Source organism: Variovorax sp. BGA-UO-ETr-C22 (assembly GCF_059567965.1).
Genome location: NZ_JCAQPA010000010.1, coordinates 373,592 through 399,406, shown reverse-complemented (window position 1 = coordinate 399,406; position 25,815 = coordinate 373,592). Strand labels below are relative to the sequence as shown.

Here is a 25,815-nt window from a genome sequence, read left to right as displayed (position 1 = left end):
GTCTGTGATGTGTTCGGTCAGGCCAGCATGTAGCCGGTCTTCACCGTCGTGTAGAACTCCGCGGCGTGGCGCCCTTGTTCGCGCGGCCCGTAGCCCGACCCCTTGCGGCCGCCGAAGGGCACATGAAAGTCCACCCCCGCGGTCGGCAGATTGACCATCGTCATGCCGACCACGGCATGGCGCCTGAAGTGCATCGCGTGCTTCAGCGAATTGGTGCAGATGCCCGCGCACAGGCCGAAGGGCGTGTCGTTGCACAGTGCGAGCGCTTCGTCGTAGTCGCTGGCGCGCAGCACGCAGGCCAGCGGCCCGAAGATTTCTTCGCGCGCAATGCGGTGTTCGGGTTGGGCCAGGAAGAGCGCGGGGCTCATGTAGTGGCCGGCGGTGGCGCGCTGCAGTGCTTCGCCGCCCCACACGTGCTCCGCGCCCTCTTCGCGCGCGATGTCGATCCACGCGAGGTTCTGCGCCAGCCGCTCTTCGTCGGCCACGGGGCCGATGTCGATGCCGCGTTCCAGCGCGTGGCCGATCTTCAGTGTCTTCAACCGCTGGCGCAGTTGCGCCACGAAGGCGTCGTGCACGGCGGCTTCGACGATGAGGCGGCTCGATGCGGTGCAGCGCTGGCCGTTGGAAAAGTAGGCGCCCTGCACCGCGCAGTCGACGGCGCGATCCAGGTCGGCGTCGGCCAGCACCACGAGCGCGTTCTTGCCGCCCATCTCCAGCTGCACCTTGGCGCGCCGTGCCGCCGCGGCCTGCAGCACGCGTTCGCCGTTGGCGGCCGAGCCGGTGAAGCTCAGCGCATCGACCAGCGGACTGTCGACCAGCGCCTGGCCCGCTTCGCGGCCGCTGCCCATCACGAGGTTGAACACGCCGGCCGGCAGCGTGGCGCGGCCGATGATGTCGGTGAGCGCCCAGCCGCAGGCCGGCACCAGCTCGGCCGGCTTGAAGACCACGCTGTTGCCGTGCGCCAGCGCCGCGGCAATCTTCGAGGCCGGCACCGCGAAGGGCGTGTTCCACGGCGTGATGAGGCCCACCACGCCGACCGGCTCGCGCGTGACGTCGACCTGCACGCCGGCGCGCACCGAGGCCACGTTCTCGCCACCGCCGCCGCGCAGGGCCTCGCCCGCGAAGAACTTGAAGATCTGGCCGGCGCGCGCCACCTCGGCCACGGCCTCGGGCAGCGTCTTGCCGACCTCGCGCGCCAGCAGCAGGCCCAGCTCGTCCTTGCGGGCGAGCAGCTCGGCGCCGATGCGGTCGAGCACGTCGGCGCGCCGCTGCGGCGTGCTGTGGCTCCAGTGCGCGAAGGCTTCGCTGGCCGCGCGGATCGCCAGCTCGACCTGGCGCCGGTCGGCACGTGCGTACTCGGCCACCACTTCGCTGGTGTCCGATGGATTGACGCTGACACCGGTGGTCGCGCTGGTTTCCCAGCGGCCGTTGATGTACTGGCGCACGCTCTGCCGAAGCTCGCCGTGGATCACCGTGGCGTTGCCTTGTCTCTGTTGTGATGGGACTGGGGCGGAAGTCTAGGAATGATTTCGATATCGATCCAATCGTTTTTTAGACAAAATGCATATCAATCGGTGGATTCTGGAAAACCCCGTCAGACCTTCGTTCGCACCCTCTTCATGAACACCTACAACCACTGGTTCATCCGCGCCCGCCTCAAGACCCGCCAGCTGCTGTTGCTGGTGGCGCTGGCCGAGGAAGGCAACATCCACCGCGCGGCGCAGGTGCTCAACATGACGCAGCCCGCCGCGTCGAAATTGCTGAAGGACCTGGAAGACGTGCTCGAGGTGCCGCTGTTCGAGCGGCTGCCGCGCGGCATGCGCCCCACCTGGTACGGCGAGACCATGATCCGCCACGCCCGCGTGGCACTGGCCAGCCTGAACCAGGCGCACGACGAGCTCACCGCCCTGAAGGCCGGGCGCCTCGGCCAGGTGAACGTGGGCGCCATCACCGCGCCGGGCCTCACGCTGATGCCGCCGGCCGTGGCGATGGTCAAGCGCGAGCAGCCCGACCTGCGCGTGTCACTGGAGATCGAGACCAGCCCGGTGCTGCTCGAGCGGCTCGAGCAGGGCAAGCTCGACATCCTCGTGGCGCGGCTGTTCGCCGAGCACGACAAGTCGCAGCTGCGCTACGAGGCGCTCACCGAGGAGCCCGTGTGCGCGCTGGTGCGCCCCGGCCATCCGCTGCTGGGCGTGAGCGGCCTCACGCTGCGCGACGTGGTGGGCGCCGGCTGGATCGTGCCGCCCGCGGGCAGCGTGCTGCGCCACCGCTTCGAGCTGATGTTCCAGGAGGAAGGCCTGGCACCGCCGGGCAACATCATCGAAAGCCCGGCGCTGCTGTTCATCACGCGCATGCTGCAGCAAAGCGACATGGTCGCGGTGCTGGCGACCGACGTGGCGCGCTACTACGCGGCGCACGGCATCGTGTCGCTGCTGCCGCTGGACATGCCCTGCCACATGGACGCCTTCGGCATCATCACGCGCACCGACCGGCTGCTGTCGCCGGCCGCGAAGGTGATGATGAAGGCGCTGAAGACCGCGAGCATGAGCGTCTACGGACGCAAGCTCGAGATGGACTGATCAGGTCCAACCCGCGTCCACCGTGAACTCCTGCGCGGTGCACATCTTCGCGTCGTCCGACGCGAGGAACAGCACCATGCGCGCGATGTCTTCCGGCATCAGCTTGTCGGGCAGGCACTGGTTGCGGTGCAGCGCCTTCTCGCCCTCCTCGTCGAGCCACAGCGCCACCTGCCGTTCGGTCATCACCCAGCCGGGCGACACGGTGTTGATGCGGATGCGGTCGCGGCCCAGCTCCACCGCGAGCCCGCGCGTGAGGCCGTTCACCGACGACTTGGCGATCGCGTAGCAGGGGTAGCCCGAGCCCTTGGTCTGCCAACCCGTGGAGCCGAGGTTGATCACCGAGCCGAAGCCCAGGCGCTTCATGCCCGGCACCACCGACTGGATCGCGAACAGCGCGGGCCGTTCGTTGATGGCCATGCGGTTGTCGTAGTAGTCGGGCGTGACCGATGCGAGCGTGTGGCGGTCGTCGCTGGCCACGTTGTTGACCAGCACCGCGAAGTCGCCGAGCTCGGCGGCCGCGTCGGCCATGGCCTGCTGCAGCGCGCCGATGTCGCGCACGTCGCAGGCGCGCCACCACGGCGCGGCGTGGCCGGCTTCGGCGATCTGCGCGGCAAGCGCCGCGCTGGCAGCTTCCGCGATGTCGACAAAGGCCACGCGCGCGCCCTGCGCCGCAAAAGCAGCGACGATGGCCGCGCCGATGCCGCTGCCGCCGCCGGTGACGAACACGGTGCGGCCCTTCAGGCTGGGATGGATGGAAAGCTGGGGGGAATTCAAGGGCGAGGTCTCCAGGGGCATCTCATGACATTGCAAAACACATATCAATCGATGCGGTTATTTTCAATTTCTATTATCAATATGCCTTGATACGATCCGCCGCGTCAAGGCGACATGACCTACAGAAAGAACAAATGACCATGCAAGAGACAAGCGCCCCTTCTTCGCCGCTCGCAGCGCCCCGCGTGCTCGGCACCCCCGAATGCCTCTGGCCGGCCGCCGCCGACCTCGGCGAAGGCACGCTGTGGTCGGTGCGCGAGCAGGCGCTGTACTGGATCGACATCCTGCTGCCGCGCCTGTTCCGCTACGACCCGGCCACGGGCGCGCAGCGCACCTGGCACTTCGACGAAGAGATCACCGCCATCGCAGAGCGTGCGTCGGCGCCGGGCCTGTTCCTCACGCTGCGCCGCGGCTTCGCGCTGTTCGACACCACCGCGCCCGGCGACACCACGAAGCCGCGCTACCTGCACCAGCCCGAGCCCGAGCGCATCAACAACCGCTTCAACGACGGCAAGTGCGACAGCCGCGGCCGCTTCTGGGCCGGCAGCATGGACTTCGACTGCAAGGCGCCCACCGGCGCGCTCTACCGCTTCGACGCCGACGGCCAATGCACCCGGCACGACGACGGCTTCGAGGTGACCAACGGGCCGACGTGGTCGGGCGACGGCCGCACCATGTACTTCAACAACACGGCGATCAACACGATGTACGCCTACGACTTCGACATGGACGCCGGCGCGGTGTCGAACAAGCGCCTGTGGCACCGCTTCCCGAAGGGCGACGGCCTGCCCGACGGCATGACCACCGACGCGGCCGGCCGCCTGTGGATCGCGCACTGGGACGGCGCCTGCGTCACCTGCCACGACCCGGTGAGCGCCGCCGAGCTGTGCCGCATCGCGCTGCCCGCGAGCAACGTGACCGACTGCGCCTTCGGCGGCGCGGATATGCAGACGCTCTACATCACGACGGCGCGCAACGGCCGCACCGAAGCACAGCTGAAGAGCGAGCCGCTGGCCGGTGGGCTCTTCTCGGTGCGCATCGACAGCCCGGGCGTGCCGGCGGCGCTGTTCGCGGGCTAGGCCACCCCGGGCCCCTCGCGCGGCTGCAGCGACGGCAGGTGCGCCGCCGCGAAATCGGCGAACAGCCGGGCCCGCGCGAAGCTGCCACGGGACGAGGGCCACACCGCGTGGACCGGAATCCTCGGCGACTCGAACTCGGTCAGCACCAGTTCGGCCTGCCCGCTGTCGAGCAGGTCACGGATCTGCCACAGCGGCGTGAAGAACAAGCCCAGCCCGCTCAGCACGGCCGCATAGATCGCGGCGGTGTTGTCGGCCCGGAAGCGCCCCGTCACCTTGACGCGCTGCAGCGTGCCGTCGACCGTGAAGGGCCAGTGCGCGTCGCTGCCGTGCGTGGTGCGCACCACGCACTGGTGGTCGGCCAGGTCTTCGGGCCGCTGCGGCCGCCCGTGCCGCGCGAAGTACGCCGGCGAGCCGAACACCACCAGCCGCAGCTCGCCGAGCGGCTTGGCAGCCAGTTCGGAATCGGGCAGCTCGCCGATGCGGATGGCCAGGTCCAGCTCGCCTTCGATCAGGTCCACGAAACGGTCGGAGGCCGTGAGCTCGACCTCCATGTCCGGGTAGCGCTGCATGAACGCGCCGATCAGCGGCACCACGAAGGCCGGCGCGAACTGCACCGGCGCGGCCACGCGCAGCAGGCCCCGCGGCGAGTCGAGCTGGCTGCTGGCCTCGACGGCCGCCGCATCGAACTCCGCCAGCGCGGCCCGCACGCGGCGGTGGTAGGCCAACCCCACTTCGGTGACCGACGACTGCCGTGTGGTGCGGCGAAGGAGCTGCACGCCGAGGCTGCGCTCGAGCACGCTCAGCGAGCGGCTGATGGACTGCACCGAGCGCCCCAGTTGCCGGGCCGCCGCGCTCTGGCTGCCGTGGTCGACGATGGCCACGAAGGCCCGGATGTCCTGAATCTGGTCCATGGATTCTCTCGGTCTGGATGAAGGTCTATGGCGGCACGCGTGGATTCCCGATGGCGCCTGCCGTTCGTATCTTCGAGGCCTCGCGGTCGCAGATCGCATTGCCAAAAAACGAAGGAATCATTCCATGAAACAACGACACAGGCCCACCGTGCGGGTGGTCGACACCGACGGCGCAGAGGGGCTGCAACCTCGTCCGCGCACCTTGAACAACCACATCCAGGAGCTTGCCCCATCATGACCCCCCGAAAACTGCCGGCCCGTTATGCGGGCATCGCCATGCCCTTCCTGCTGTCGATCTTCATGTCGTGCATCGTGGCGGGCATCTCCACGCTCAAGAGCGTGGGGCTGGCCTCGGGCCTCTTCCAGATGTGGATGGCTGCATGGGGCGTGTCGTGGCTGGCCGCGTTTCCGTCGCTGCTCGTGGTGCTGCCGGTGGTGCGCCGGATCGTCGCGGCGACGGTGCAGAGCCCGCAGCGCTGATCCGTGGTCAGCCGATGCCGAAGCGGTGCTCGGTCGTGCTGGCGAACACCTCGCCGGGGCGCAGCACGGTCGACGCAAACGCCGGCCTGTTCGGCGCATCGGGAAAGTGCTGCGTCTCCAGGCACAGGCCGTCGCCCTGGCGCAGGCTCGCGCCCGCGCTGCCGAGCAGGCTGCCGTCGAGGAAGTTGCCCGAATAGAACTGCACGCCGGGCTCGGTGGTGTGCACGTCCATCACGCGGCCCGAGGCCTCGTGGGCGAGGCGCGCGGCAAACGCCAGGCCCGTACCGCTGCGATCGCCGTCGAGAACCCAGTTGTGGTCGTAGCCATGCGCGCGCAGCAGCTGCTCGTGGCTGTCGCGGATGCGCTCGCCGATGCGCGTCGGCGTGCGGAAATCGAAAGGCGTGCCGGCCACCTCGCCCAGCCCGAGCGGAATGAGCGTGGCATCGACCGGGCAGTAGCGGCTCGCGGGCAGCGTCAGCACATGGTCCATCACCGAACCGCTGCCGGCGAGGTTGAAGTAGTCGTGGTGGCTCAGGTTGAGCACCGTGGGCCGGTCGGTGGTGGCGCGGTAGTCGATGCGCCAGGTGTTGGCGGTGGCACTCAAGGTGTAGCGCACCGTCAGCTGCACCTCGCCGGGATAGCCCTCTTCGCCGTCGGCGCTGGTGTAGCGCAGCTCGAGGGCGAGTTCATGAGGCACCGGCACGATCTCCCAGTAGCGCTTGCCGAAGCCCGTGGCGCCGCCGTGCAGCGTGTTCACGCCGTCGTTCAGGCCCAGCTGGTGAGCGGTGCCATCGAGCGTGAAGCGGCCCGCCGCGATGCGGTTCGCGTAGCGGCCGACGATGGTGCCGAAGTGCGGGTGCGGCTTCAGGTAGTCATCGAGCGACGGCAAGCCCAGCACCACGTTGGCACTGCGCCCCTGCCGGTCGGGCACGTGCAGCGCGGTGACGATGCCGCCGAGGTGGATGGCGCTCAGGCGCAGGCCGTGGCCGTTGTCGAGCGTGTACTCGGTGACGGGCCGGCCGTCGGGCATGGCGCCGAAGGGGCGCGAAGTGAGGGGTTCGGTCATCGGGCTTGCGACTGCAGCGCCTCGCGCGCGCACTGCGATGCGGTGCGCAGGCCGATGCGGTCTTTCAGGTCGTGGAAGGTCGGTGGCTCGGCGTCGTGCGTCATCACCTCGACGCGATGGCCCGCCTTGCCCACCGCGTCGGCAAAGCGCTGCTGCAGCGCGAACGGCGTGTTGCGGTCGCCGGGGTTGCCGATGAGCACGATGCGCCGCTGCGGGTCGCGCGGGATGCCGGCCACATGGTCCAGCGGGTCGTAGACCTGCATGCTGCCCGTGGTGTCGGTGCGCCCGTTCTTCGATCGGCCGAGCAGCCGCGCGCGCTCCAGCAGATCGAAGGCGCCTGACGTGAGCACCGCGCAGGCCACGCGCGTGCGCCCGAGCGTGAGCAGCGCGGCACCGGCCGTGGCGCCACCGCTGTGGCCGAAGAGCACCACGCGCTGCAGCCGGTGGCGCTGCATCAGCGCTTCGAGCGCCGCATCGAGCGCATGGAACTCCACCGCCTCGCGCCGCTGGCGGTGGTCGCCCGAGGAGCCGTAGGTGCCGGGGCGCGCCATGAAGATCCACGGCATGCCCGCGCGGTCGCTCGCGGCCTGCGCGTCGAGCGTGCGCAGCGGTTCGGTGTTGCCGGGGATGCGCGTGGGCGACAGGTTCATCACGCTGTCGCGGTCGCCCGAGAACTGCACGATGGCGATGCGCGCGTCGTCGATGTCGCGGCTCGCGAAGTAGCGGATGCACGACGGCCCCTCGACCGCCTGCACCCAGAGAAAGCCCGGGCGGTCGGGGCAGTTGGCGCGCACGGCGGGCTGGTTCCAGTGCAGCAGCGCGCCCTCGGCCGAGGCGGAGGCCGCCGGCTCGCGCGGCGCCGCGGCCTTCGGCGCATCGGCACGTTGCGCGCAGGCCGTCTGCACGAGGGCAAGGAGCACACAGGCCAGGCGCGCGCTCGGGGTCATAGCTTCTGCAGCAGTTCGGAGATGAGGCCGAAGTCCGACTGCTGGCGGTCGCCCTTCACCAGCACCAGGTCGCCATCGCGCAGGAACTCGCCGAGGTAGCCGGTGAGCTGCGCGGCGTCTTCGAAGTGCGGGCCGAGCAGCTCGGCCGGCACCTCCTCGCGCAGCCAGCGCATCTCGGCGCCGTGCGTCACGAGGTGCTGGATGCCCGAGGCCAGCAGCGGCGCGGCGAGGCTGCGGTGCATCGCTTCTGCTTCCTTGTCGAGGTTGATGATGCGCCCGAGCACGCCGATCTTGCGCGTCACCGGCCCGTGCGCCGCATGCTGGCAGGTGCGCACGAACTCCATCGCGTTGCGCATCGACATGACCTCGGCGTTCCAGCTGTCGTCGATCAGCGTGGCCTGCACGCCGCCCTGCGTGCGCAGCGGGCGCAGCTGCATCACCGAGGCCGGCAGGCGCACGAAAGGCATGCGCGCGCACGCGGCCTCGGCGTCGAAGCCCAGCGCCAGCAGCGCGGCAAAGGCCAGCGCCGAATTGCGCACCAGTCCTGCACTCGCGATCGGGAACAGGTACTCGACCGTGCGCCCCGGCAGCGCGATGCGCACGCGGCAGCCGCCGTCGGGCTCGGGCCGCGTGTCGACGATGCGGATGTTGGCGTCGGGGCTGCTGCCCACCACCCAGATGGCGCCCGCGGTGCGCGCGGCCGCCCGCACCACCTGCATCAGGCAGGGGATGTGGTCGGGCACGATGGCCACGCCGCCGGGCTCCAACCCGAGGAAGATGCGCGACTTGAACTCGGCCGTCTGCTCGAGCGTGGCGGTCTGGCGGGTCTGCGACAGGCCGATCTCGGTGAGGATGGCCACGTGCGGGCGCGCCACGAGCGAGATCGGGCCGCGGTCCATCCACAGCGCGCTCTGCGCCATCTCGAGCACGCACACGTCGGCGTCGGCCGCGAGGTTGGCCAGCATCGCCGGCACGCCGACGCGCGAGTTGTAGTTGTCGATGGTGGTGTGCACGCGCGCCGCCTCGGGCAGCAGGTCGCGCAGCATGGCGATGGTGGACGACTTGCCGACCGTGCCGGTCACGCCCACCACGCGGCCCTGGAAGCGCGCACGCGCGGCCACGCCCAGCTCGATCATGGCGCGGATCGGGTCGTCCACCTGCAGCAGCGGGAACGACGGGTCGAGCCCGTCCACCGGGTGCGCGACCACGGCGCCCGCGAGCGCGTGCTGCAGCACGGGCACGTCTTCGTGGCGGTCGGGGTTGTCGGCGCGCGGCTTGCTGTAGTTCTCGTGTTTGGCGAGCGTGCGGTAGTCCGATGCAATGAACAGCGCCGGCTTCGGCAGCCGCGCCATGTGCGTCGGCCCGCGCACCACCGCGTTGACGAACCAGCCCGGCGGCGGCGGCACCAGCCACTGCCCGCCGACCACGCGCTGCAGCTCGTCGGCGGTCCACACGGGCGACGCCTGCGGCGCCGCACCGGGGCGCAGCGCCGCGAGCACGGGCGCGGGGCGTTCGGGCAGCGGCGTCGGAAACTTCGGCACGCGCAGGCCGCACCACACGGGCAGCCGGCGCGCGCCCGGCAGATCGGGCATGCTGCCGCGCACGCGCGCCTCGATCTGCAGCGCGTCGTTCTCGAGCAGGCCCAGGCGCGGCGCGCGCAGGCCGTAGCGGTCGCGGTAGATGCGACCCGGCGTCCAGCGGCTGGTGGGCCACATCCAGTCGCAGGGGTCGTGGTCCATGGCCTCGCCCCAGGCCGGCATGGTGGTGCTGCGCATCGGCAGCGCGCGGAACTGCACGCGCAGGTCGGCGCTCACGGGCGCATCGGCGGTCCAGAACGACTCGACCCACAGCAGGCGCCGCCCGATGATCTGCGTCGGCGCGAGGCGGATGCCCACGAGGCGCAGCGGGCCGAACTGCAGCGGGCGCATCCTGGCGTCCTCGGGCACGACATCGACCGACCACTCGGGCCGGGGCGCGAGCACGGGGCCGACCAGCGCGGGCGGGCGCGACGCCGACAGCGGCGCCAGTGGCGGGCGCCCGGCCGGCGCGGTGCGTTCGGGCGGCGACAGCTGCAGCGCGCAGCGCCCATCGGGCCGCGCCGTCATCTCGGTGCCGAGCGCGCGGCACAGTTCGGCAAAGCGCGCGCTCGCGGCCTGCGCCGCCTCGCCCGCGAGCTGCTGCGAGAAGCCGAAGCCCACGCCCACCGGCGTGAACACCACCTCTTCCACGCCGTGCGGCCCGAGGCGCAGCGAGAACACGCCGGAGTCCGCGAGGTCGTTGCGGACGGCATCGAACAGCAGGTCGCCCGCGTCGTGCAGGATCGGCCGGCCCTGATGGACCTCGATGCCCTGCAGCACATGCGCCGAGGTGCCGAGCACCGCGTCGGCGCCGGCTTCGACGATGGCATGGCCGACGGCGATCTCGGCGCGCGAGGGCGCGGTCTCCAGGTTCTCGCCCCAATGCACGGCCACCAGCACCACGTCGGCCTCCTGGCGTGCGGCGGCGATGCGCGGCGCGAGCGTGGCGCGCCAAGCCGCCGGGTCGTCGAGCGACAGCCAGGCCGCGCCGGGGCGCTGCGCGGTGGCGGCGAAGCGCGGCTGCGTGGCGTCGAGCGAGAACAACGCGACGCGCAGCCCACCGGCTTGCCGGAAGGCGGGGCGCAGCGCCGAGTCGAGATCAGGCCCCGTACCGGCGAACGCGATGGCGGCGGCGTTGAGCAACCCGTGCTGCTCCAGCAGCGCCTCGGGGCCGTAGTCGCCGCTGTGGTTGTTGGCCGTGGCGACCATGTCGATGCCGGCCTCGGTCAGCACCGACAGCATTTCGGGGCGCGCACGGTAGTAGTAAGGGCCGCCCTCGTCCTTCTCGACGCCCTGCTCGCCCGTGGTGGCGACCACGCATTCGAGGTTCACGATGCGCAGGTCGGCCTCGCGCAGCGCGGCGATGTCGCCGAGCATGCGGGCGGGGCCGCCGAGGTCGTGCATGCGGTAGTGCTGGCGCCGGCCCAGGTTGACGTCGCCGCCCCACAGCACGATGCCCTCGGCGCCGCGCGGCGCGGCCGGTTCGGCCGTGGCCTGCGTGAGCTGCGCGCTCTGCTGCTGCGCCTCACGCGCTTCGAGCAGCCGGTGATAGGCCACGTAGCCCGACAGGTAGTGCTCCACGTCGTCGATGCGCACGCGGAAGCTGTGGTGCTTGATGAAGAACGAGCCCGCGATGCGGTCGGGGTGGCGGAAGAACATCGCCAGCTCGGGCCAGAAGTGGCCGTTGGCGAGGTAGCGCGCGCGGTGCTCCAGCGCGCGGTCGAACTTGTGGCGATCGAGCCCCGCGAGCAGCGGGCGCAGCGCCGGGTCGGCTTCCAGCCGCAGCACCATCTCGCGCGCGGCCATCATCAGCTCGAGCAGCGTGGGGAAGGTGGTGATGCGCTCCAGCACGAAGTCCAGGTGGCCCGCCATGTTCTGCAGGCCGAACTGGTAGTAGCGCGTCTCGGGCTTGAAGCGCGTGAGTTCGTTGACGCAGTAGCTCAGCCAGTGGTCGTGCGCGCGCCAGTGGCCCGCGGCGATGAAATGCTCGAAGGCCTTCTCGACCACCGCGAGCCAGCGCGCGTCGCGCGTGAGGCCGTACAGCCGCATCAGCCCGAAGGCCGCCTCGCCGTCGTAATAGATGATGCGGTAGGGCTCCTTCACGTCGAGCCCCGGGTGGTTGAGCACGTGCACGAAGCGCCCGGTCTCGGGGTCCTGCATGGAGCGGATGCCCAGCGCGAGCTGCTCCATCAGCGGCTGGTACTGCGCATCGCCGGTGAGCTCGGTGTACTTCACCAGCGCCAGCAGGCACACGGCGTTGCCGCCGAGCTTGATCTCGTTGCCGATGTCGACCAGGAACGCGGCCTGCGTGCCGTCGGCCAGCGTGGCGCGGCGGATCAGCCGCTGGCTCAGGAAGGCCAGCGCGCGGTCGATGGCGGCTTTCTGCACGTCGCTGCGCGCGAGCTCCCAGCCTTCGAGCATGGCGTAGGTGGAACTGGCGTGGCGCAGCGTGTTGTAGGTGGGAATCGCGCGGTCGAAGCAGGGGAACCAGCCGTAGTGGAACTCGCCCGTGGGCTTGACCTGTTCGGCCAGGTAATCGCTTGCCGAATCGACCAGCGCGCGCACCTGCGCGGCGTTCCAGTCGGTGAGCGTGCGAAAGCCCGCGGCCTGCCCTTGCGCGGTGAGCGGCCAGGCGCCCTCGGCATCGACGTACACGGCGCGCGTGGTGAAGCACCACACGGGCGCGGCGTCGTCGGTGGGAAAGTCGCGCTCGTCGCCGAAGCGGCGTTTGGTGTGCGTGCGCAGGTTGCCGTTGTTGGGCTCCGCGTGGTCGACCGTGCCGTTGTAGAGCACGGCGCTGCCGTGCATCTCCTGCGCGAGCAGCGCGGTCTCGAAGCGCGCGTCGAGCGCGATGCCTTCGTTGAAGTAGTTGCGCTTGGTCTGCGCCAGCCGCGCCTTCAGTTCGCCCCAGCTCATGGGCGTGGCGTGCTCGACGATCTCCGCGCGCAGCCGCTGCGCGGGCCGCTCGGCGCGCTGGGCCTTCACGGCCAGCGCCTCGGCCGCGGCCTGCCACGCGGCCTCGGTGTCGGGGCCGCGGCCCATGACGACGCGGGCGCGGCTTTCGCCCTCGCCCATCGCGAGGAACACCACGCAGCCGGCCTCGTCGGTGGCGGGCGGGGCCGGGGGCAGCGCCCCGTCCGGGGTGGCCAGGGCCTGCCTGGCGCGGTTCAACAGATCGGCGAGGGGGACGGGAGCTTGGTGAGTCATGCGCCGCGAATGATGACAGGCCACGGCGCGGCCTGCCACTGCGGAAATCCGGGGCGCACCAGGTCCGGGTCAGGCCCAGGCGTCGAACACCGCGCCGCGCACGGCCTCGACCGCCGCCGAGCGCTGGCCGCCGGCCGGCGCGACCCAGCACAGCCAGGTGTGTGAGCGCCAACCGTTCCAGACCACGAGCTCGCCCTGGCGCTCGCCCTGCTCGGCCTGGTCCAGCCGCATCAGGCCCGCGCCCATGCCGCTGGCGACCATGCTGCGGATGGCGCTCTCGCCGTCGGCGGTGACGCCCTGGCGGTAGTCGCGCCCGGCGGAGGCAAACAGTTTTTCGAGGTGCGCGCGCAGGATGCACGAGGGCGGCGTGCCGACCCAGGTCAGGTCGGTGAGCTGCGCGAGCGTGAGCTCGGGGTGCGCCTGCGCCACCGCCAGCGGCAGGCCCACGGCCAGGTCGACCACGCCCAGGCGCCGCAGCTCGAAGCCTTCGAGCCGCTCGGCATCGCTGAGCACATAGGCGCAGTCGAGTTCGCCGCGCTGCACGGCCGCCAGGGTTTCGTACGACAGCCCCTGCTTGAGCTGCAGCGTGACCTGCGGATGCTGCTGCGCCAGCGTGACCAGCACGCTGCCCAGGCGCAGCGCCACCGGATCGACCACCGTGCCGAAGCGCACCACGCCCTGCGCCGCGCCGCGCAGCTGGTCGGCGGCCGACTGCATGCGCATCGCCGAGGCCAGGGTGCGCTCGGCCTCTTCGAGCAGGCGACGGCCGGCCGCGGTGGGCGACATGCCGCGCGGCGTGCGCTCGAACAGGCGCACGCCGAGTTCGTCTTCGAGCGCCTTGAGCTGCGCGCTGGCGGCCGGGGCGCTGGTGAACACGCGTTCGGCGGCGCGGGTCAGGTTGCCCTCCTTCGCGATGGCAACGAAGGTCTTCAGTTGGTACAGCTCCATGACCGCGGATTGTGAGCGCGTGCGACGCAGTCGTCCGTTCGCTTTTTCGGAAGCCCTTGTCCAAAGAAACGAATGGCCTTCGCGGCGGCCCGTCCCCATCCTTCAGGCCACGCGCTTCCTCTTTTTTCTTGAAAGGCCTTCCCGTGTCCTCCCCTTCCTCACGCCTGCCGGGCATTGCGGCCCTGCTCTTCGCCACCGCCAGCTGGGGCAGCCTGTTCCTCGTCGGCAAGGGCGTGCTGCAGCACGTGGCGCCGGTGTGGCTCACGCTCATCCGCTACACCCTGTCGGCGCTGGTGTTCGCCGCGCTGCTGGGCCTGCGCGGCAGCGGCGGCTGGCACAAGCTGCGGCAGCACGCGGTGCCGCTGGCGCTGCACGGCTTTGCGGGCTTCGGCGTGTTCAGCATCCTGCTGTTCGTCGGGCTCTCGCACTCGGTGCCCTCGCACGGCGCGGTGCTGATCGCCACCACGCCGATCACCACGCAGCTGCTGCGCTGGTGGCTCGATGGCGTGCGCCCGACGCGCACGACCCTGCTGACCGCCGCGCTGGCGCTGGCCGGCGTGGCGACGGTGGCCGGGCTGCTGTCGCCCGGTGGCGCAGGCCTGTCGCACGACACGCTGCTCGGCGACGCCATCGCCTTCGTCGGCACGCTGGGCTGGGTCGTCTACACGCGCGGCGCGGCGCGCTTCCCGACGCTGGACACGGTGGACTACACCGCGCTCACGGTGCTGGCCTCGTGGCCACTGCTGCTGGCTGTGGCGGTGGGCATGACCGTGCTGGGCGCATCGCCCGCGCCCGACGCGCAGGGGCTGCGCCTGTCGTGGCAGGTGCTGCTGTACGTAGGGCTGGTGCCGTCGGCGCTCGCGGTGCTGGCCTTCAACCACGGCGTGCGCGCGCTCGGCGCGGTCACGGGCACGGCCTTCCTGAACTTCGTGCCGGTGTCGGCGCTGCTGATGGGCGTGGCGCTGGGCAAGCCGCCCGCGACGCACGAGATCGTCGGCGTGGCGATGGTGGTGGTGGCGCTGCTGCTGCATGTGGCGGCAGCGAAGCGGGCGGCGACGCCGGTGGCCCCGGTTCGCGTGCCGTCGCCAGGCCAGCGCACCTGCGGCGTCACGCCATGAACAGCGCTCAGCCCTCGGCGCGGCTGCGCCGGAAGATCGCGTAGTTGCCGTTCGCCATCCCCACGAGCACCTCGCCCACGTACAGCCGCGACTCCAGGTTGGCGACGGTGCGCCCGCGGTTGAGCAGCGTGGTCCTGCAGACGACCTGGCCTTCGAACACGGGCTTGAAGTAGTTCATCTTGATCTCGATGGTGGCGCAGATCTCGCCCGCCTCGAGCGTGGGGTACAGCGCCGTGCCCATGCCCGTGTCGGCCAGCGCATAGAGCACGGCGCCGTGCACGACCTCGTGCGGGTTCAGGTGCTGCGGCGCGACGACCAGCGTCATGGTGCTGGCGCCGGCGGTGGCTTGCTCGCAGCGCAGGTCGATCAGTTCGGCGAAGGGGTGTTTCATGGCGACGGGAAATGAAAGGACCGGCCGACTGTAGACCGCACGGCCGTCAGTCGCCGAGCGCGCGGTAGAAGTAGGTGGTGCCGCACGGCGTGCCGTCGGGCAGCAGCGCGTAGCCGGGGATGGTGCCCACGCGCAGCCAGCCGCAGCGGGTGTACAGCCGCTCGGCCTCGGGGCTGGAGGTGTCGAGCACGAGTAGCGTTTTGCCGTGGTCGCGCGCGCGCTGTTCGGCGCCCTTCATCAGCAGCGCGCCGAGGCCGTGGCGGCGTGCGCGGCGGTGCACCAGCATCTTCGCGACCTCGCCGCGGTGCGGCTGGTTCTCGGGCTGCGCCAGCACCAGCTGCACGGTGCCGACGATGCCTGCGTCGTCCTCGGCCACGAGCAGCTCGCGCTCGCCGCGCGCCACGCCGTCGGCCACGTGGCGCCAGAAGGCCCGCGCGCGCTCGGGCGTGAGCGGCTGCATGAAGCTCACCGAGGCGCCGCCATCGACGCAGTCGATGAGCACGTCGGCCAGCGCGTTCAGCTCGGCCTCGCTGACGGAAGAAAGGGCGCGCAGGCGCGGGGTGGTGGCAGCAGTCATGGTCATTTCCGGTTGGCGTGAGAAGGCGCGCTGGTGATGACGACCGCGTAGCGCGCCGTCTCGCGGGTGGGGTTGAAATAGCTCGTCGGCTGGTCGAGCACGAGCGCCAGGCAGTCGCCGGCCTCGAGCCGGTGCTGCTGGTCGCCGACCGCGAGTTCGATGCAGCCTTCGAGCACCCACACCTGCTGGTGGATGCGCGGCTCGCGCGCACCGGTTTCATAGGCCACGCGCGCGCCGGGCGGAAACAGCACCTCGACGATCTGGATCGGCGAGGCGTCGCCGCCGGCCGAGACGTTGCGGCGCAGGTAGCCCGAATGCGGATCGCGCCATTCGAGCTGGTCGGCACGGCGCGACACCGGGCTGGCGGCCGGCGCGTCGGACTCGAACAGCGAGGCCAGCGGCACGCCCAGGCCGGTCGCGAGTTTTTCGAGCAGCACGGCCGTCGGACTGCTCTCGCCGCGCTCGATCAGAGAGATCATGGAGCGGCTGACGCCGCAGTGCGTGGCCAGGGCGTCGAGCGAGAGATCGCGCGCGGCGCGCAGGGCGCGCACGCGCTGGGCGATGCGGTCGTTGAGGCTGGGGGGTGACGCTGATTCTTCTTTCATATTGGATGAAATATCCAATGAAATAGAAATTCCGTCAACCCCGGGGCGAAAGCCGGTCGTCCAGTCCGCAGAGACTTGCTCGTCGAAGTGACTGTTCTTTGGAGAAATATTCATGCCAATCGCTGAAATCATCCAACACATCACCACCACCGACGCACCATGAGCGCCAACGATCCCGCCCCCCTGCCCTCGACCTTCGCCACCTTCGCCGACGGCCCCGCCGCGCCGTCCGCGCTGCGCGCCCGCATCACCGCCGCCTGCCGGCCGCCCGAAGCCGAGGCACTGCAGCCGCTGCTCGACCAGGCCCGGCTGCCCGCCGACCAGGCCGCCGAAGCCCACGCCCTCGCCCACCGCGTCGCCCACCAGCTGCGCCAGCGCAAAAATGGCGGCGGCCGCTCGGGCCTGGTGCAGGGCCTGCTGCAGGAGTACGCGCTGTCGTCGCAGGAAGGCGTGGCGCTGATGTGCCTGGCCGAGGCGCTGCTGCGCATTCCCGACGCCGACACGCGCGACGCGCTCATCCGCGACAAGATCGCGCAGGGCCAGTGGCAGGCGCACGCGGGGCACAGCCCGTCGGTGTTCGTCAACGCCGCGACCTGGGGCCTGCTGCTCACGGGCAAGCTGGTGGCCACGCACAGCGAGACGGGCCTGTCGGCCACGCTCACGCGGCTGATCGGCAAGGGCGGCGAGCCGCTGATCCGCAAGGGCGTGGACATGGCGATGCGCATGATGGGCGAGCAGTTCGTCACCGGCGAAACCATCGCCCAGGCGCTGGCGCATGCGCGCACGCTCGAGGCGCAGGGCTTTCGCTATTCGTACGACATGCTCGGCGAGGCCGCGCTCACGGCCGACGACGCGCGCCGCTACCGCGCGGCCTACGAAGACGCGATCCACGCCATCGGCCGCGCCTCCAACGGGCGCGGCGTGTACGGCGGGCCGGGCATCTCGATCAAGCTGTCGGCGCTGCACCCGCGCTACAGCCGCGCGCAGTACACGCGCGTGATGGCCGAGCTGTACCCGGTGCTGCGCGACCTGGCACTCTTGGCGCTGCACTACGACATCGGCCTGAACATCGACGCCGAAGAAGCCGACCGGCTCGAGCTCTCGCTCGACCTGCTGGAGCGCCTGTGCTTCGAGCCCGCGCTGGCGGGCTGGCAGGGCATCGGCTTCGTGGTGCAGGGCTACCAGAAGCGCTGCCCCTTCGTGATCGACTGGGTGATCGACCTCGCGCGCCGCAGCGGCCACCGGCTCATGGTGCGCCTGGTGAAGGGCGCCTACTGGGACAGCGAGATCAAGCGCGCGCAGCTCGACGGGCTGGCGGGCTACCCGGTCTACACGCGCAAGGCCTACACCGACGTGTCGTACCTGGCGTGCGCGCGCCGGCTGCTCGATGCGCCCGACGCGGTGTACCCGCAGTTCGCCACGCACAACGCCCACACGCTGGCCGCGATCTACACGATGGCCGACCCGTCGCGCTACACGCCGGGCCAGTACGAATTCCAGTGCCTGCACGGCATGGGCGAGCCGCTGTACGAGCAGGTGGTGGGCCCGCTCGGGCGGCCCTGCCGCATCTACGCGCCGGTGGGCACGCACGAGACGCTGCTGGCCTACCTGGTGCGGCGGCTGCTGGAGAACGGCGCCAACACATCGTTCGTGAACCGCATCGCCGATGCGTCGATCCCGCTCGACACGCTGGTGGAAGACCCGGTCGCGACGGTCGAGCGCATGGCTGCGCAGGAAGGCGCGATGGGCTTGCCGCACGCGGCCATTCCGCTGCCGGCCGCGCTCTACGGCACGCAGCGTGCGAACTCGCAGGGCCTGGACCTCGCGAGCGAAGCCACGCTGCATGCGCTCGCCGCCACGCTGCAGGCCAGCGCGAGCGAGCCCTGGCGCGCGACGCCGATGCTCGCCGCGCCACGCGCCGAAGACGAAGCCAGTCGCACCTGGGCCGAGGTGCGCAACCCCGCCGACCGCCGCGACCTCGTCGGCCAGGTGCAGGACGCGGTGCCGGGCGACGTGGCCTCGGCCATTGCGCAGGCCGAAGCCGTCGCCACCGCGTGGGCCGCCACGCCGCCCGCCGAACGCGCCGCCGCGCTCGAGCACGCCGCCACCCTGCTCGAAGCGCAACAGCCGCGCCTGCTCGGCCTCTTGATGCGCGAGGCCGGCAAGAGCGGCGCCAACGCCATCGCCGAAGTGCGCGAGGCGGTCGACTTCCTGCGCTACTACGCGGCGCAGGCGCGCACCGACTTCGCCAACGCCACGCACCGCCCGCTCGGGCCGGTGGTGTGCATCAGCCCGTGGAACTTTCCGCTCGCGATCTTCACCGGCCAGGTGGCCGCCGCGCTCGCGGCCGGCAACCCGGTGCTGGCCAAGCCGGCCGAGCAGACGCCGCTGGTCGCCGCCGAAGCGGTGCGCGTGCTGTGGGAGGCCGGCGTGCCGCGCGCGGCGGTGCAGCTGCTGCCGGGCCGCGGCGAGACCGTCGGCGCCGCGCTGGTCGGCGACGCGCGCGTGCAGGGCGTGATGTTCACGGGCTCGACCGAGGTCGCGCGCCTGCTGCAGAAGACGTTGTCGACGCGCCTCGGCGCGCACGGCGCGCCGGTGCCGCTGATCGCCGAGACCGGCGGGCAGAACGCGATGATCGTGGACTCGTCCGCGCTCGTGGAGCAGGTGGTGGCCGACGTGATGGCCTCGGCCTTCGACAGCGCGGGCCAGCGCTGCTCGGCGCTGCGCGTGCTGTGCGTGCAGGAAGAAGCGGCCGACCGCCTCGTGGCGATGCTGCAGGGCGCGATGGCCGAGAGCTGCATCGGCAACCCCGCGCGGCTCGCGGTGGACGTGGGCCCGGTCATTGACGACGAGGCGCGCGACGGCATCGAGCGCCACATCGCCGGCATGCGCGGGCGCGGCCGGCGCGTGTTCCGCCAGGGCCGCGAGTTCGGCCACGACACGCGCCACGGCACCTTCGTGCTGCCCACGCTGGTCGAGCTGGAACACCTGGGCGAGCTGCAGCGCGAGGTGTTCGGCCCCGTGCTGCACCTGCTGCGCTACCGCCGCCGCGACCTGGGCGCGCTCATCGGCCAGATCAACGGCAGCGGCTACGGCCTCACGCTGGGCGTGCACACGCGCATCGACGAGACCATTGCGCAGGTGGTGGCGCAGGCGCAGGCGGGCAACGTGTACGTGAACCGCAACATGGTCGGCGCCGTGGTGGGCGTGCAGCCCTTCGGCGGCGAAGGCCTGTCGGGCACCGGGCCGAAGGCCGGCGGGCCGCTGTACATGGCGCGCCTGCTGTCGGCGCGGCCCGACGACGTGCTGGCGCGCGCCGTGGCCGAAGACCGTCCCGTGGCACCTGCCAGCGGCCTCGCGGCGCTCGAAGGCTGGGCGCGCGACACGGGCCGCGACGCGCTGGCCGCGCAATGCCGCCGCTTCGCCGGCCTGGCCCACGTCGGCCGCGCACGCACGCTGGCCGGCCCGACCGGCGAGCGCAACGTCTACACGCTGCAGCCGCGCGAGGCCGTGCTGTGCCTCGCCGATGCGGAAGCCGACCGGCTCGTGCAACTGGCGGCCGTGCTGTCCGTCGGCAGCACCGCCATCTGGCCCGCCGATGCGCCCGGCGCGCACGCGCTGCTGGCAGCGCTGCCCGACGAAGCGCGCCACGCGGTCGTGCTCGCCAACGACTGGCGCGCGCCCACCGTGGTCTTCGATGCCGTGCTGCACCACGGCGACGCCGGCCACCTTGCCAGCGTGCTGCAGCAGGTGGCGGCGCGGCCCGGCCCCATCGTCGGCGTGCGCGGCTTCGCGCCCGGCGACACCGGCATCCCGCTCGAAAGCCTGGTGCTGGAGCGCGCGCTGAGCGTCAACACGGCCGCGGCCGGCGGCAATGCGAGCCTGATGACGATCGGGTGAACGGGCTTATTTGTCGAAGGCTGGATCGATCGGCACGCGGTAGCCGTTCACCAGCCGGTTCGTCTCGTTCGCCATGCCCACCACGGCCATCAGCTCGGCGAACATGGCCGGCGTCATGCCGGCCTTCTCCGCGCCCGCGTGGTGGCTCGCGATGCAGTAGCCGCAGTTGTTGGTGACGCTCACCGCCAGATAGATCATTTCCTTGACCACCGGGTCGAGCGCGCCCGGCGCCATCACCTCCTTGAGGCTGGCCCAGGTGCGCTTCAGCGTGGCCGGGTCGTTGGCCAGGTACTTCCAGAAATTGTTGACGTCGGGCACGTTGCGCGAGGCCTTGATGTCGTCGAACACCGCGCGGACCTCGTCGGAAGCGGCGGCGTGCTCGATGGGCTGGGGTTTCATGCGATCTCCTGAAGTGTGAATGCGCGATGGAAAGCAACATTTGCTTTCGGTACCTTCACATTTATTGTGAATTAGGTCCTAGGTTCACGCGCCCTGCGGTTCATACAGTCGAAGCGTCACACATCAAGCGCGCCATCAGGCGCCATCTCAGGGAGAAGAGAGAACCATGGAACACGTCACACAGCACGTGGGGGGCGGTGCGCGCGCCGCATTCGTCTGCAAGAAGAAAACCCGAGACATCGCGGGCGCCGTGCTCGCACTGGCCGCCGGCCTCGCAGGCCCGTCGGCCTGGGCCGACGTGAGCCTGGGCGGTGCCAGCTACACCACCGGCTCGGGCGCAGTGTGCAGCTCGGGCGGCGCCGGTCCCACGTGGGCCTGCCAGGTGCCCAACGCCAGCGGCGGCTTCGCGCTCATCACCGGCGTGCCGACCGACCCCGTGAACGGCGGCCCCGATGCCGCGGCCTTGCAAGGCATGGTGAGCGGCAACCTCGGCGGCGACGCGCTGCTGCTCGGCGGCACGGCCGCCAAGGCCACCGGCTTCGGCAGCGTGGCGGCGGGCTCCGATGCACGCGCCACCGAAACCTACGCCACCGCCATCGGCTCCACCACCGTGGCTGCGGGCGTCAGCAGCACGGCCGTAGGCAACGTGGCCCAGGCCTTCGGCACCAACGCCACCGCCATCGGCGCCAACAGCACGGCCGTGGCCACCAGCAGCGTCGCAGTGGGCGACCGCGCCACCGCGAGCGACATCAATTCGACCGCCCTCGGCGCCAACACGCAGGCGCGCAAGAAGAGCAGCCTCGCAGCCGGCGACAAGGCGATCGCCGACGGCATCAACGCCGCCGCGCTGGGCGCGAACACGCAGGCGCTGGCCGACAGCGCCGTGGCCGTGGGCGACCGCGCCACCGCGGGTGCCGAGTCGGCCGTGGCCGTGGGCCGCCAGAGCACCGCATCGGCCACGTCCGCCGTGGCCATCGGCACGGGCGCGACAGCGAGCGCCGTCAATGGCGTGGCACTCGGCGCCGGCGCCGTCGCCGACCGCGCGGGCATGGGCGGCCAGCAAGAGCGCTTCTCGAACGTCGCCGTGGGCTCCACGCAGGGCGCGGTCTCGGTCGGCAGCGCGGGCGGCGAGCGGCAGATCACGAACGTCGCGGGCGGCACGCAGGCGACCGACGCGGTCAACGTGCGCCAGCTGCAGGCCGTGCAGGCCGGCGCGGTCAACTACGTGACCAACGTGGACGGCAGCGTGAACCACAACCAGATCGTGCTGGGCAACGGACAGGCGCCCAACGGCACCACCGTGTCCAACGTGGCGCCCGGCGTGGCCGGCACGGATGCGGTCAACGTCAACCAATTGAACGCGCAGAGCGCGCAGTGGCGCGACGCCATCCGCGTGAACCAGCGCGATGCCAACGCCGGCACCGCCGGTGCGATGGCCATGGCCGGCATGCCGCAGGCCTACATGCCGGGCAAGAACATGATCGCGGCCGGCATCGCCGGCTACGAGGGCCAGAGCGCGCTCGCGGTCGGCTTCTCGAGCATCTCGGACAACGGCAAGTGGGTGATGAAGTTCACCGGCTCGGCCAACTCGCGCGGCAACGTCGGCGTCTCGGCCGGCGCGGGCTACCAGTGGTGAGCCGCATGAACCCCAGAACCGCCATCGCTCCAGGCCCCACGCATTCTTCCTTCATGACACGCACCTTTTTTCTGCCCACCGCCGCGCTGCTGGCCCTGCTCACCCTCGCCGGCTGCACCTCGTACGTGAGCCGCGGCCTCGACAGCGACGGCAAGGCCACCGAACTCGTCTGGCCCGGCGCCGACCAGCAGCAAACGTGGCAGACCGAAGGCAGCTTTCCGAACCGCGAGAACCTGCGCGCCGTCGGCCCCGGCGCGACCAAGGACCAGCTCTACGCCCTGATCGGCCGCCCGCACTTCGACGAAGGCATGGCCGCCGTGCGCGAGTGGGACTACGTCTTTCACTTCCGCTCGGGCGGCGGTGCGACGAGCTGCCGCTACAAGGTGATCTTCGACACGGCCTACAAGGCGCGCAGCTTCCACTGGAACCCGGCGATCTGCGCGGAGCTGGCCAAGGGCTGATCAGCCGCCCTGCGGCGGCTCCGGCCGCCGCCACAGCCACGTCAGCACGACCGCCATCGAGCCGATGGCGACGCCTGCGAGCCACGGCTTGTGCGCCGTCAACACGATGACGACCGCGCAGAACGCCATCGCCGCGGTGGCGCTCCACTTGGCGCGCCGGCTCACGGTGCGGCCGTTCTCCCAGTTGCGCAGCAGCGGACCGAAGAGCCGGTGGTTCAGCAACCAGCGGTGCAGCCGCGGCGAACTGCGCGCCGCGGCCCAGGCGGCCATCAGCACGAAGACCGTGGTCGGCATGCCCGGCGCGACCACGCCGATGGCGGCCAGCACCAGGCACAACGCGGCAAAGACCATCAGCAGCCAGCGCACGAGCAGCGGCAACGGCCGGGGCTCCACGGCAGCGGGCGGGTTCTGGGGGTCTTCGGCGGGCGTCACGGGCCGATTGTCTTTCTTTCTCTTTCACCGCACCGACGCGCTTGATTCAGATCAACCGCGCGCCGCTTTCGGCTGCCGATACTGGACTTTTACATCCACCTGCAAAGTTCTGAAGACCAAGGCCCACCTTGTATGGAAGACCGAGCTCAATACGGGGATCCATGAGATCGACACGCAGCACCAGCGCATCGTGCAGTACATCAATGCGCTGGACGACGCCCGCCGCACGAACGACCGCAAAGTCGTGGGCCGGATCATCGAGGAGACCATCGACTACACCGCCTCGCACTTCGCGTTCGAGGAGGCCATGATCGAGGACGCGGGCTACCCCTTCACGGGCCCGCACCGGAAGGTGCACGAGATCTTCGTGCGCCGCGTCACCGAATTCCGCACGCGCTTCGAGCACGGCGAAGAGGTGCTGGCCGAGCTGCACGACATGCTCTCGCGCTGGCTGTTCAACCACATCCGCCATGAAGACGGCGCGTACGTGCCGACCGTGAAAGCGCACCTGCACACGACCGATTCGTCTGCGGAAGTGCTGGTGCACGCGCAGGTGCGCAAGGCGGTGCAGCAAGGCGGCGCCGCAGGGCAGGTCAAGATGGGGTGGATGCGGCGCCTGTTCGGCGGCTGACGCGGCTTTGACGCCGCGCCACGGCCGCCGCATCGTCACTCCTCCACGAAGGCTTCTTCGCGCTTGGCCTTCACCGAAGGCAGCAGCACCACGATGAGCAGCAGCGCCGCCGCCGCCAGCAGCCCCGCCGACAGCGGACGCATGACGAACACGCTCCAGTCGCCGCGCGACAGCAGCAGCGCGCGGCGCAGGTTCTCTTCCATCATCGGCCCGAGGATGAAGCCCAGCAGCAGCGGTGCGGGCTCGCACTTGAGCTTGAGGAACAGGTAGCCCACGATGCCGAAGATCGCGACCATCCACACGTCGAAGGTGTTGTTGTTCTCCGAGTACACGCCCACCGCGCAGAACAGCACGATCGACGGAAAGAGCCACTTGTAGGGAATGGTCAGCAGCTTGATCCAGATGCCGATCATCGGCAGGTTCAGCACGATGAGCATCAGGTTGCCGATCCACATCGAGGCGATCAGGCCCCAGAATAGCTCGGGGTTGCTGGTCATCACCTGCGGGCCGGGCTGGATGTTGTGGATGGTCATCGCACCGACCATCAGCGCCATCACCGCGTTGGGCGGAATGCCCAGCGTCAGCAGCGGAATGAACGAGGTCTGCGCACCGGCGTTGTTGGCCGACTCCGGTCCCGCCACGCCGCGGATGTTGCCCTTGCCGAAGGGCACTTCGCCCTGCTTGAGCTTGATGCGCTTCTCGATCGTGTAGGCCGCGAAGGCCGACAGCAGCGCGCCACCGCCCGGCAGGATGCCCAGGGCCGAACCCAGCGCGGTGCCGCGCAGCACAGCGGGCGTCATGCGCCGGAAGTCTTCCTTGGTCGGCCACAGGCCCTTGACCTTGGCGGTGAACACCTCGCGCTCATGCTCGGGCACGGCCAGGTTGGCGATGATCTCGCCGTAGCCGAACACGCCCATCGCAATCGCGATGAAGCCGATGCCGTCGGTCAACTCGGGAATGTCGAAGCTGTAGCGCGCCACGCCCGAGTTGACGTCGGTGCCCACGAGGCCCAGCGCCAGCCCGAGCAGGATCATCGTGATGGCCTTGAGCAACGAGCCCGAGGCCAGCACCACGGCGCCGATCAGGCCCAGGATCATCAGCGAGAAGTATTCGGCCGGGCCGAACTTGAAGGCCAGCTCGGTCAGCGGCGGTGCGAAGGCCGCAAGAATCAAGGTGCCCACGCAACCCGCGAAGAACGAGCCCAGGCCCGCCGCGGCGAGCGCCGGCCCGGCCCTGCCCTTGCGTGCCATCTGGTAGCCGTCGATCACGGTCACCACCGACGACGATTCGCCCGGCAGGTTCACCAGAATGGCGGTGGTCGAGCCGCCGTATTGCGCGCCGTAATAGATGCCGGCCAGCATGATCAGCGCCGACACGGGCGGCAGCGCGTACGTGGCGGGCAGCAGCATCGCGATGGTGGCCACGGGGCCGATGCCCGGGAGCACGCCGATCAGCGTGCCCAGCAGGCAGCCGACGAAGGCATAGACAAGGTTCTGCGCGGTGAAGGCCACGCCGAAGCCGATCGAGAGGTTGGTAATCAGGTCCATTGTTCTCTTGGATTTCTTGTTGTTCTGCGCGGGTCAGCCGGCGATGAAGGTGGGCCACACCTGGAACTGCAGCTTCAGCGCCACCACGAAGGCCAGGTAGCTGCCGAGCGCGAGCACGGTCGCCAGGAGGGTCACGCCCTTCCAGCCGAAGCTGTCGCCCGCCAGGCTCGCGATGAAGGTCAACGCATAGATCGCGACGATGAGCCCCATCGACGGCAAGCCGATGCTCGGCAGACCGCCCAGCAGCACGCCGAACACCAGGTTGGCGCCGATGATGAACAGCAGCGGCTTCCATGCGATGCGGCCCACGGGTTCGCCGTCGGCGGTCTCGACCGTGAGGGCCTTGAACGTGATCAGCACGCCCATGCACGCGATGAGGATGCCCACGATGAGCGGAAAGTAGCCGGGGCCCATGCGGGCGCCGGTGCCCACGTTGTAGGTCGTGGCGCCCCATGCGAAGGCCACGCCGAAGGCGCTGAAAAGCACGCCCGAGCAGAAGTCTCTCTGACTCTTGATTCTCACCGTTGATGTCTCCTGGAACTGCGTTGAT

Annotated in this window: 22 protein-coding genes; 8 read left to right on the top strand and 14 right to left on the bottom strand. The window is 70.5% G+C overall.

All coding sequences use genetic code 11. The features are described 5' to 3' along the window. Positions 1-17 precede the first annotated feature (17 nt). Positions 18-1,472, bottom strand: a complete 1,455-nt coding sequence (locus AC57B8_RS15305; protein WP_496480043.1) for an aldehyde dehydrogenase family protein — start codon at positions 1,470-1,472, stop codon at positions 18-20. 147 nt (positions 1,473-1,619) lie between these two features. On the opposite strand from AC57B8_RS15305, the gene AC57B8_RS15300 reads away from it, so the two are divergent. Beyond that, on the top strand, positions 1,620-2,579 hold the full coding sequence (locus AC57B8_RS15300) for a LysR family transcriptional regulator (protein WP_062480583.1): 960 nt from the start codon (positions 1,620-1,622) through the stop codon (positions 2,577-2,579). Here the strand turns inward: AC57B8_RS15300 and AC57B8_RS15295 are convergent, their stop codons facing one another. Beyond that, positions 2,580-3,374, bottom strand: coding sequence for an SDR family NAD(P)-dependent oxidoreductase (locus AC57B8_RS15295; protein WP_496480042.1), 795 nt, complete (start codon positions 3,372-3,374; stop codon positions 2,580-2,582). Between the two features lie 119 nt (positions 3,375-3,493). On the opposite strand from AC57B8_RS15295, the gene AC57B8_RS15290 reads away from it, so the two are divergent. Continuing rightward, positions 3,494-4,432 carry an SMP-30/gluconolactonase/LRE family protein gene (locus tag AC57B8_RS15290; RefSeq protein ID WP_496480041.1) on the top strand — a complete coding sequence of 313 codons (939 nt, stop codon included), beginning with the start codon at positions 3,494-3,496 and terminating at the stop codon, positions 4,430-4,432. Here the strand turns inward: AC57B8_RS15290 and AC57B8_RS15285 are convergent. Next, positions 4,429-5,343, bottom strand: a complete 915-nt coding sequence (locus AC57B8_RS15285) for a LysR family transcriptional regulator (protein WP_369644709.1) — start codon at positions 5,341-5,343, stop codon at positions 4,429-4,431. The two genes, AC57B8_RS15290 and AC57B8_RS15285, sit on opposite strands and share 4 nt — an antisense overlap. Before the next feature lie 234 nt (positions 5,344-5,577). Between AC57B8_RS15285 and AC57B8_RS15280 the strand changes: the two genes are divergently transcribed. After that, on the top strand, positions 5,578-5,823 hold the full coding sequence (locus AC57B8_RS15280) for a DUF2798 domain-containing protein (RefSeq protein ID WP_496480040.1): 246 nt from the start codon (positions 5,578-5,580) through the stop codon (positions 5,821-5,823). A 7-nt stretch (positions 5,824-5,830) separates the two neighbouring features. On the opposite strand, the gene AC57B8_RS15275 is transcribed toward AC57B8_RS15280, so the two are convergent. From AC57B8_RS15275 to AC57B8_RS15260, 4 genes are all read right to left on the bottom strand, one after another. Next, a complete protein-coding gene (locus AC57B8_RS15275; RefSeq protein WP_496480039.1) occupies positions 5,831-6,889 on the bottom strand; it encodes an aldose epimerase family protein in 1,059 nt (352 codons plus the stop codon). Beyond that, a complete protein-coding gene (locus AC57B8_RS15270) occupies positions 6,886-7,836 on the bottom strand; it encodes an alpha/beta hydrolase family protein (RefSeq protein WP_496480038.1) in 951 nt (316 codons plus the stop codon). Before AC57B8_RS15270 ends, AC57B8_RS15275 begins: the two co-directional genes overlap by 4 nt. Then, positions 7,833-12,620, bottom strand: a complete 4,788-nt coding sequence (locus AC57B8_RS15265) for a CapA family protein (RefSeq protein WP_496480037.1) — start codon at positions 12,618-12,620, stop codon at positions 7,833-7,835. Before AC57B8_RS15265 ends, AC57B8_RS15270 begins: the two co-directional genes overlap by 4 nt. A gap of 69 nt (positions 12,621-12,689) precedes the next feature. Further along, on the bottom strand, positions 12,690-13,568 hold the full coding sequence (locus tag AC57B8_RS15260; RefSeq protein WP_495312406.1) for a LysR substrate-binding domain-containing protein: 879 nt from the start codon (positions 13,566-13,568) through the stop codon (positions 12,690-12,692). 143 nt (positions 13,569-13,711) lie between these two features. On the opposite strand from AC57B8_RS15260, the gene AC57B8_RS15255 reads away from it, so the two are divergent. Beyond that, positions 13,712-14,686, top strand: a complete 975-nt coding sequence (locus AC57B8_RS15255) for a DMT family transporter (RefSeq protein WP_496480036.1) — start codon at positions 13,712-13,714, stop codon at positions 14,684-14,686. Positions 14,687-14,693: 7 nt separating this feature from the next. Here AC57B8_RS15255 and AC57B8_RS15250 read toward each other — a convergent pair whose 3' ends face one another. From AC57B8_RS15250 to AC57B8_RS15240, 3 genes are read right to left on the bottom strand one after another with little or no spacing between them, the layout of a single operon-like run. Beyond that, a complete protein-coding gene (locus tag AC57B8_RS15250) occupies positions 14,694-15,077 on the bottom strand; it encodes a PaaI family thioesterase (protein ID WP_496480035.1) in 384 nt (127 codons plus the stop codon). 46 nt (positions 15,078-15,123) lie between these two features. Then, a complete protein-coding gene (locus AC57B8_RS15245; RefSeq protein ID WP_492686256.1) occupies positions 15,124-15,654 on the bottom strand; it encodes a GNAT family N-acetyltransferase in 531 nt (176 codons plus the stop codon). A 2-nt stretch (positions 15,655-15,656) separates the two neighbouring features. After that, a complete protein-coding gene (locus AC57B8_RS15240) occupies positions 15,657-16,259 on the bottom strand; it encodes a helix-turn-helix domain-containing protein (protein ID WP_307638432.1) in 603 nt (200 codons plus the stop codon). A 159-nt stretch (positions 16,260-16,418) separates the two neighbouring features. Between AC57B8_RS15240 and putA the strand changes: the two genes are divergently transcribed. Beyond that, complete coding sequence (putA, locus tag AC57B8_RS15235; RefSeq protein WP_496480034.1) at positions 16,419-20,159, top strand: trifunctional transcriptional regulator/proline dehydrogenase/L-glutamate gamma-semialdehyde dehydrogenase; 3,741 nt, start codon at positions 16,419-16,421, stop codon at positions 20,157-20,159. 6 nt (positions 20,160-20,165) lie between these two features. Here the strand turns inward: putA and AC57B8_RS15230 are convergent, their stop codons facing one another. Continuing rightward, positions 20,166-20,558, bottom strand: a complete 393-nt coding sequence (locus tag AC57B8_RS15230; RefSeq protein ID WP_062481171.1) for a carboxymuconolactone decarboxylase family protein — start codon at positions 20,556-20,558, stop codon at positions 20,166-20,168. Positions 20,559-20,724: 166 nt separating this feature from the next. Between AC57B8_RS15230 and AC57B8_RS15225 the strand changes: the two genes are divergently transcribed. Next, positions 20,725-22,194, top strand: a complete 1,470-nt coding sequence (locus tag AC57B8_RS15225; RefSeq protein WP_496480033.1) for a YadA family autotransporter adhesin — start codon at positions 20,725-20,727, stop codon at positions 22,192-22,194. Positions 22,195-22,247: 53 nt separating this feature from the next. Further along, positions 22,248-22,655 carry an outer membrane protein assembly factor BamE gene (locus AC57B8_RS15220; protein WP_496480032.1) on the top strand — a complete coding sequence of 136 codons (408 nt, stop codon included), beginning with the start codon at positions 22,248-22,250 and terminating at the stop codon, positions 22,653-22,655. Here AC57B8_RS15220 and AC57B8_RS15215 read toward each other — a convergent pair whose 3' ends face one another. After that, positions 22,656-23,087 carry a YbaN family protein gene (locus tag AC57B8_RS15215; RefSeq protein ID WP_370869682.1) on the bottom strand — a complete coding sequence of 144 codons (432 nt, stop codon included), beginning with the start codon at positions 23,085-23,087 and terminating at the stop codon, positions 22,656-22,658. A 109-nt stretch (positions 23,088-23,196) separates the two neighbouring features. On the opposite strand from AC57B8_RS15215, the gene AC57B8_RS15210 reads away from it, so the two are divergent. Beyond that, positions 23,197-23,718 carry a bacteriohemerythrin gene (locus AC57B8_RS15210; RefSeq protein WP_496480526.1) on the top strand — a complete coding sequence of 174 codons (522 nt, stop codon included), beginning with the start codon at positions 23,197-23,199 and terminating at the stop codon, positions 23,716-23,718. 35 nt (positions 23,719-23,753) lie between these two features. On the opposite strand, the gene AC57B8_RS15205 is transcribed toward AC57B8_RS15210, so the two are convergent. Together AC57B8_RS15205 and AC57B8_RS15200 are read right to left on the bottom strand one after the other, a co-directional pair. After that, positions 23,754-25,265 (bottom strand): tripartite tricarboxylate transporter permease, encoded by a 1,512-nt coding sequence (locus AC57B8_RS15205; RefSeq protein ID WP_070060062.1) that lies wholly within the window; start codon positions 25,263-25,265, stop codon positions 23,754-23,756. A 33-nt stretch (positions 25,266-25,298) separates the two neighbouring features. Then, on the bottom strand, positions 25,299-25,787 hold the full coding sequence (locus AC57B8_RS15200) for a tripartite tricarboxylate transporter TctB family protein (RefSeq protein WP_062481184.1): 489 nt from the start codon (positions 25,785-25,787) through the stop codon (positions 25,299-25,301). Positions 25,788-25,815: the final 28 nt, after the last annotated feature.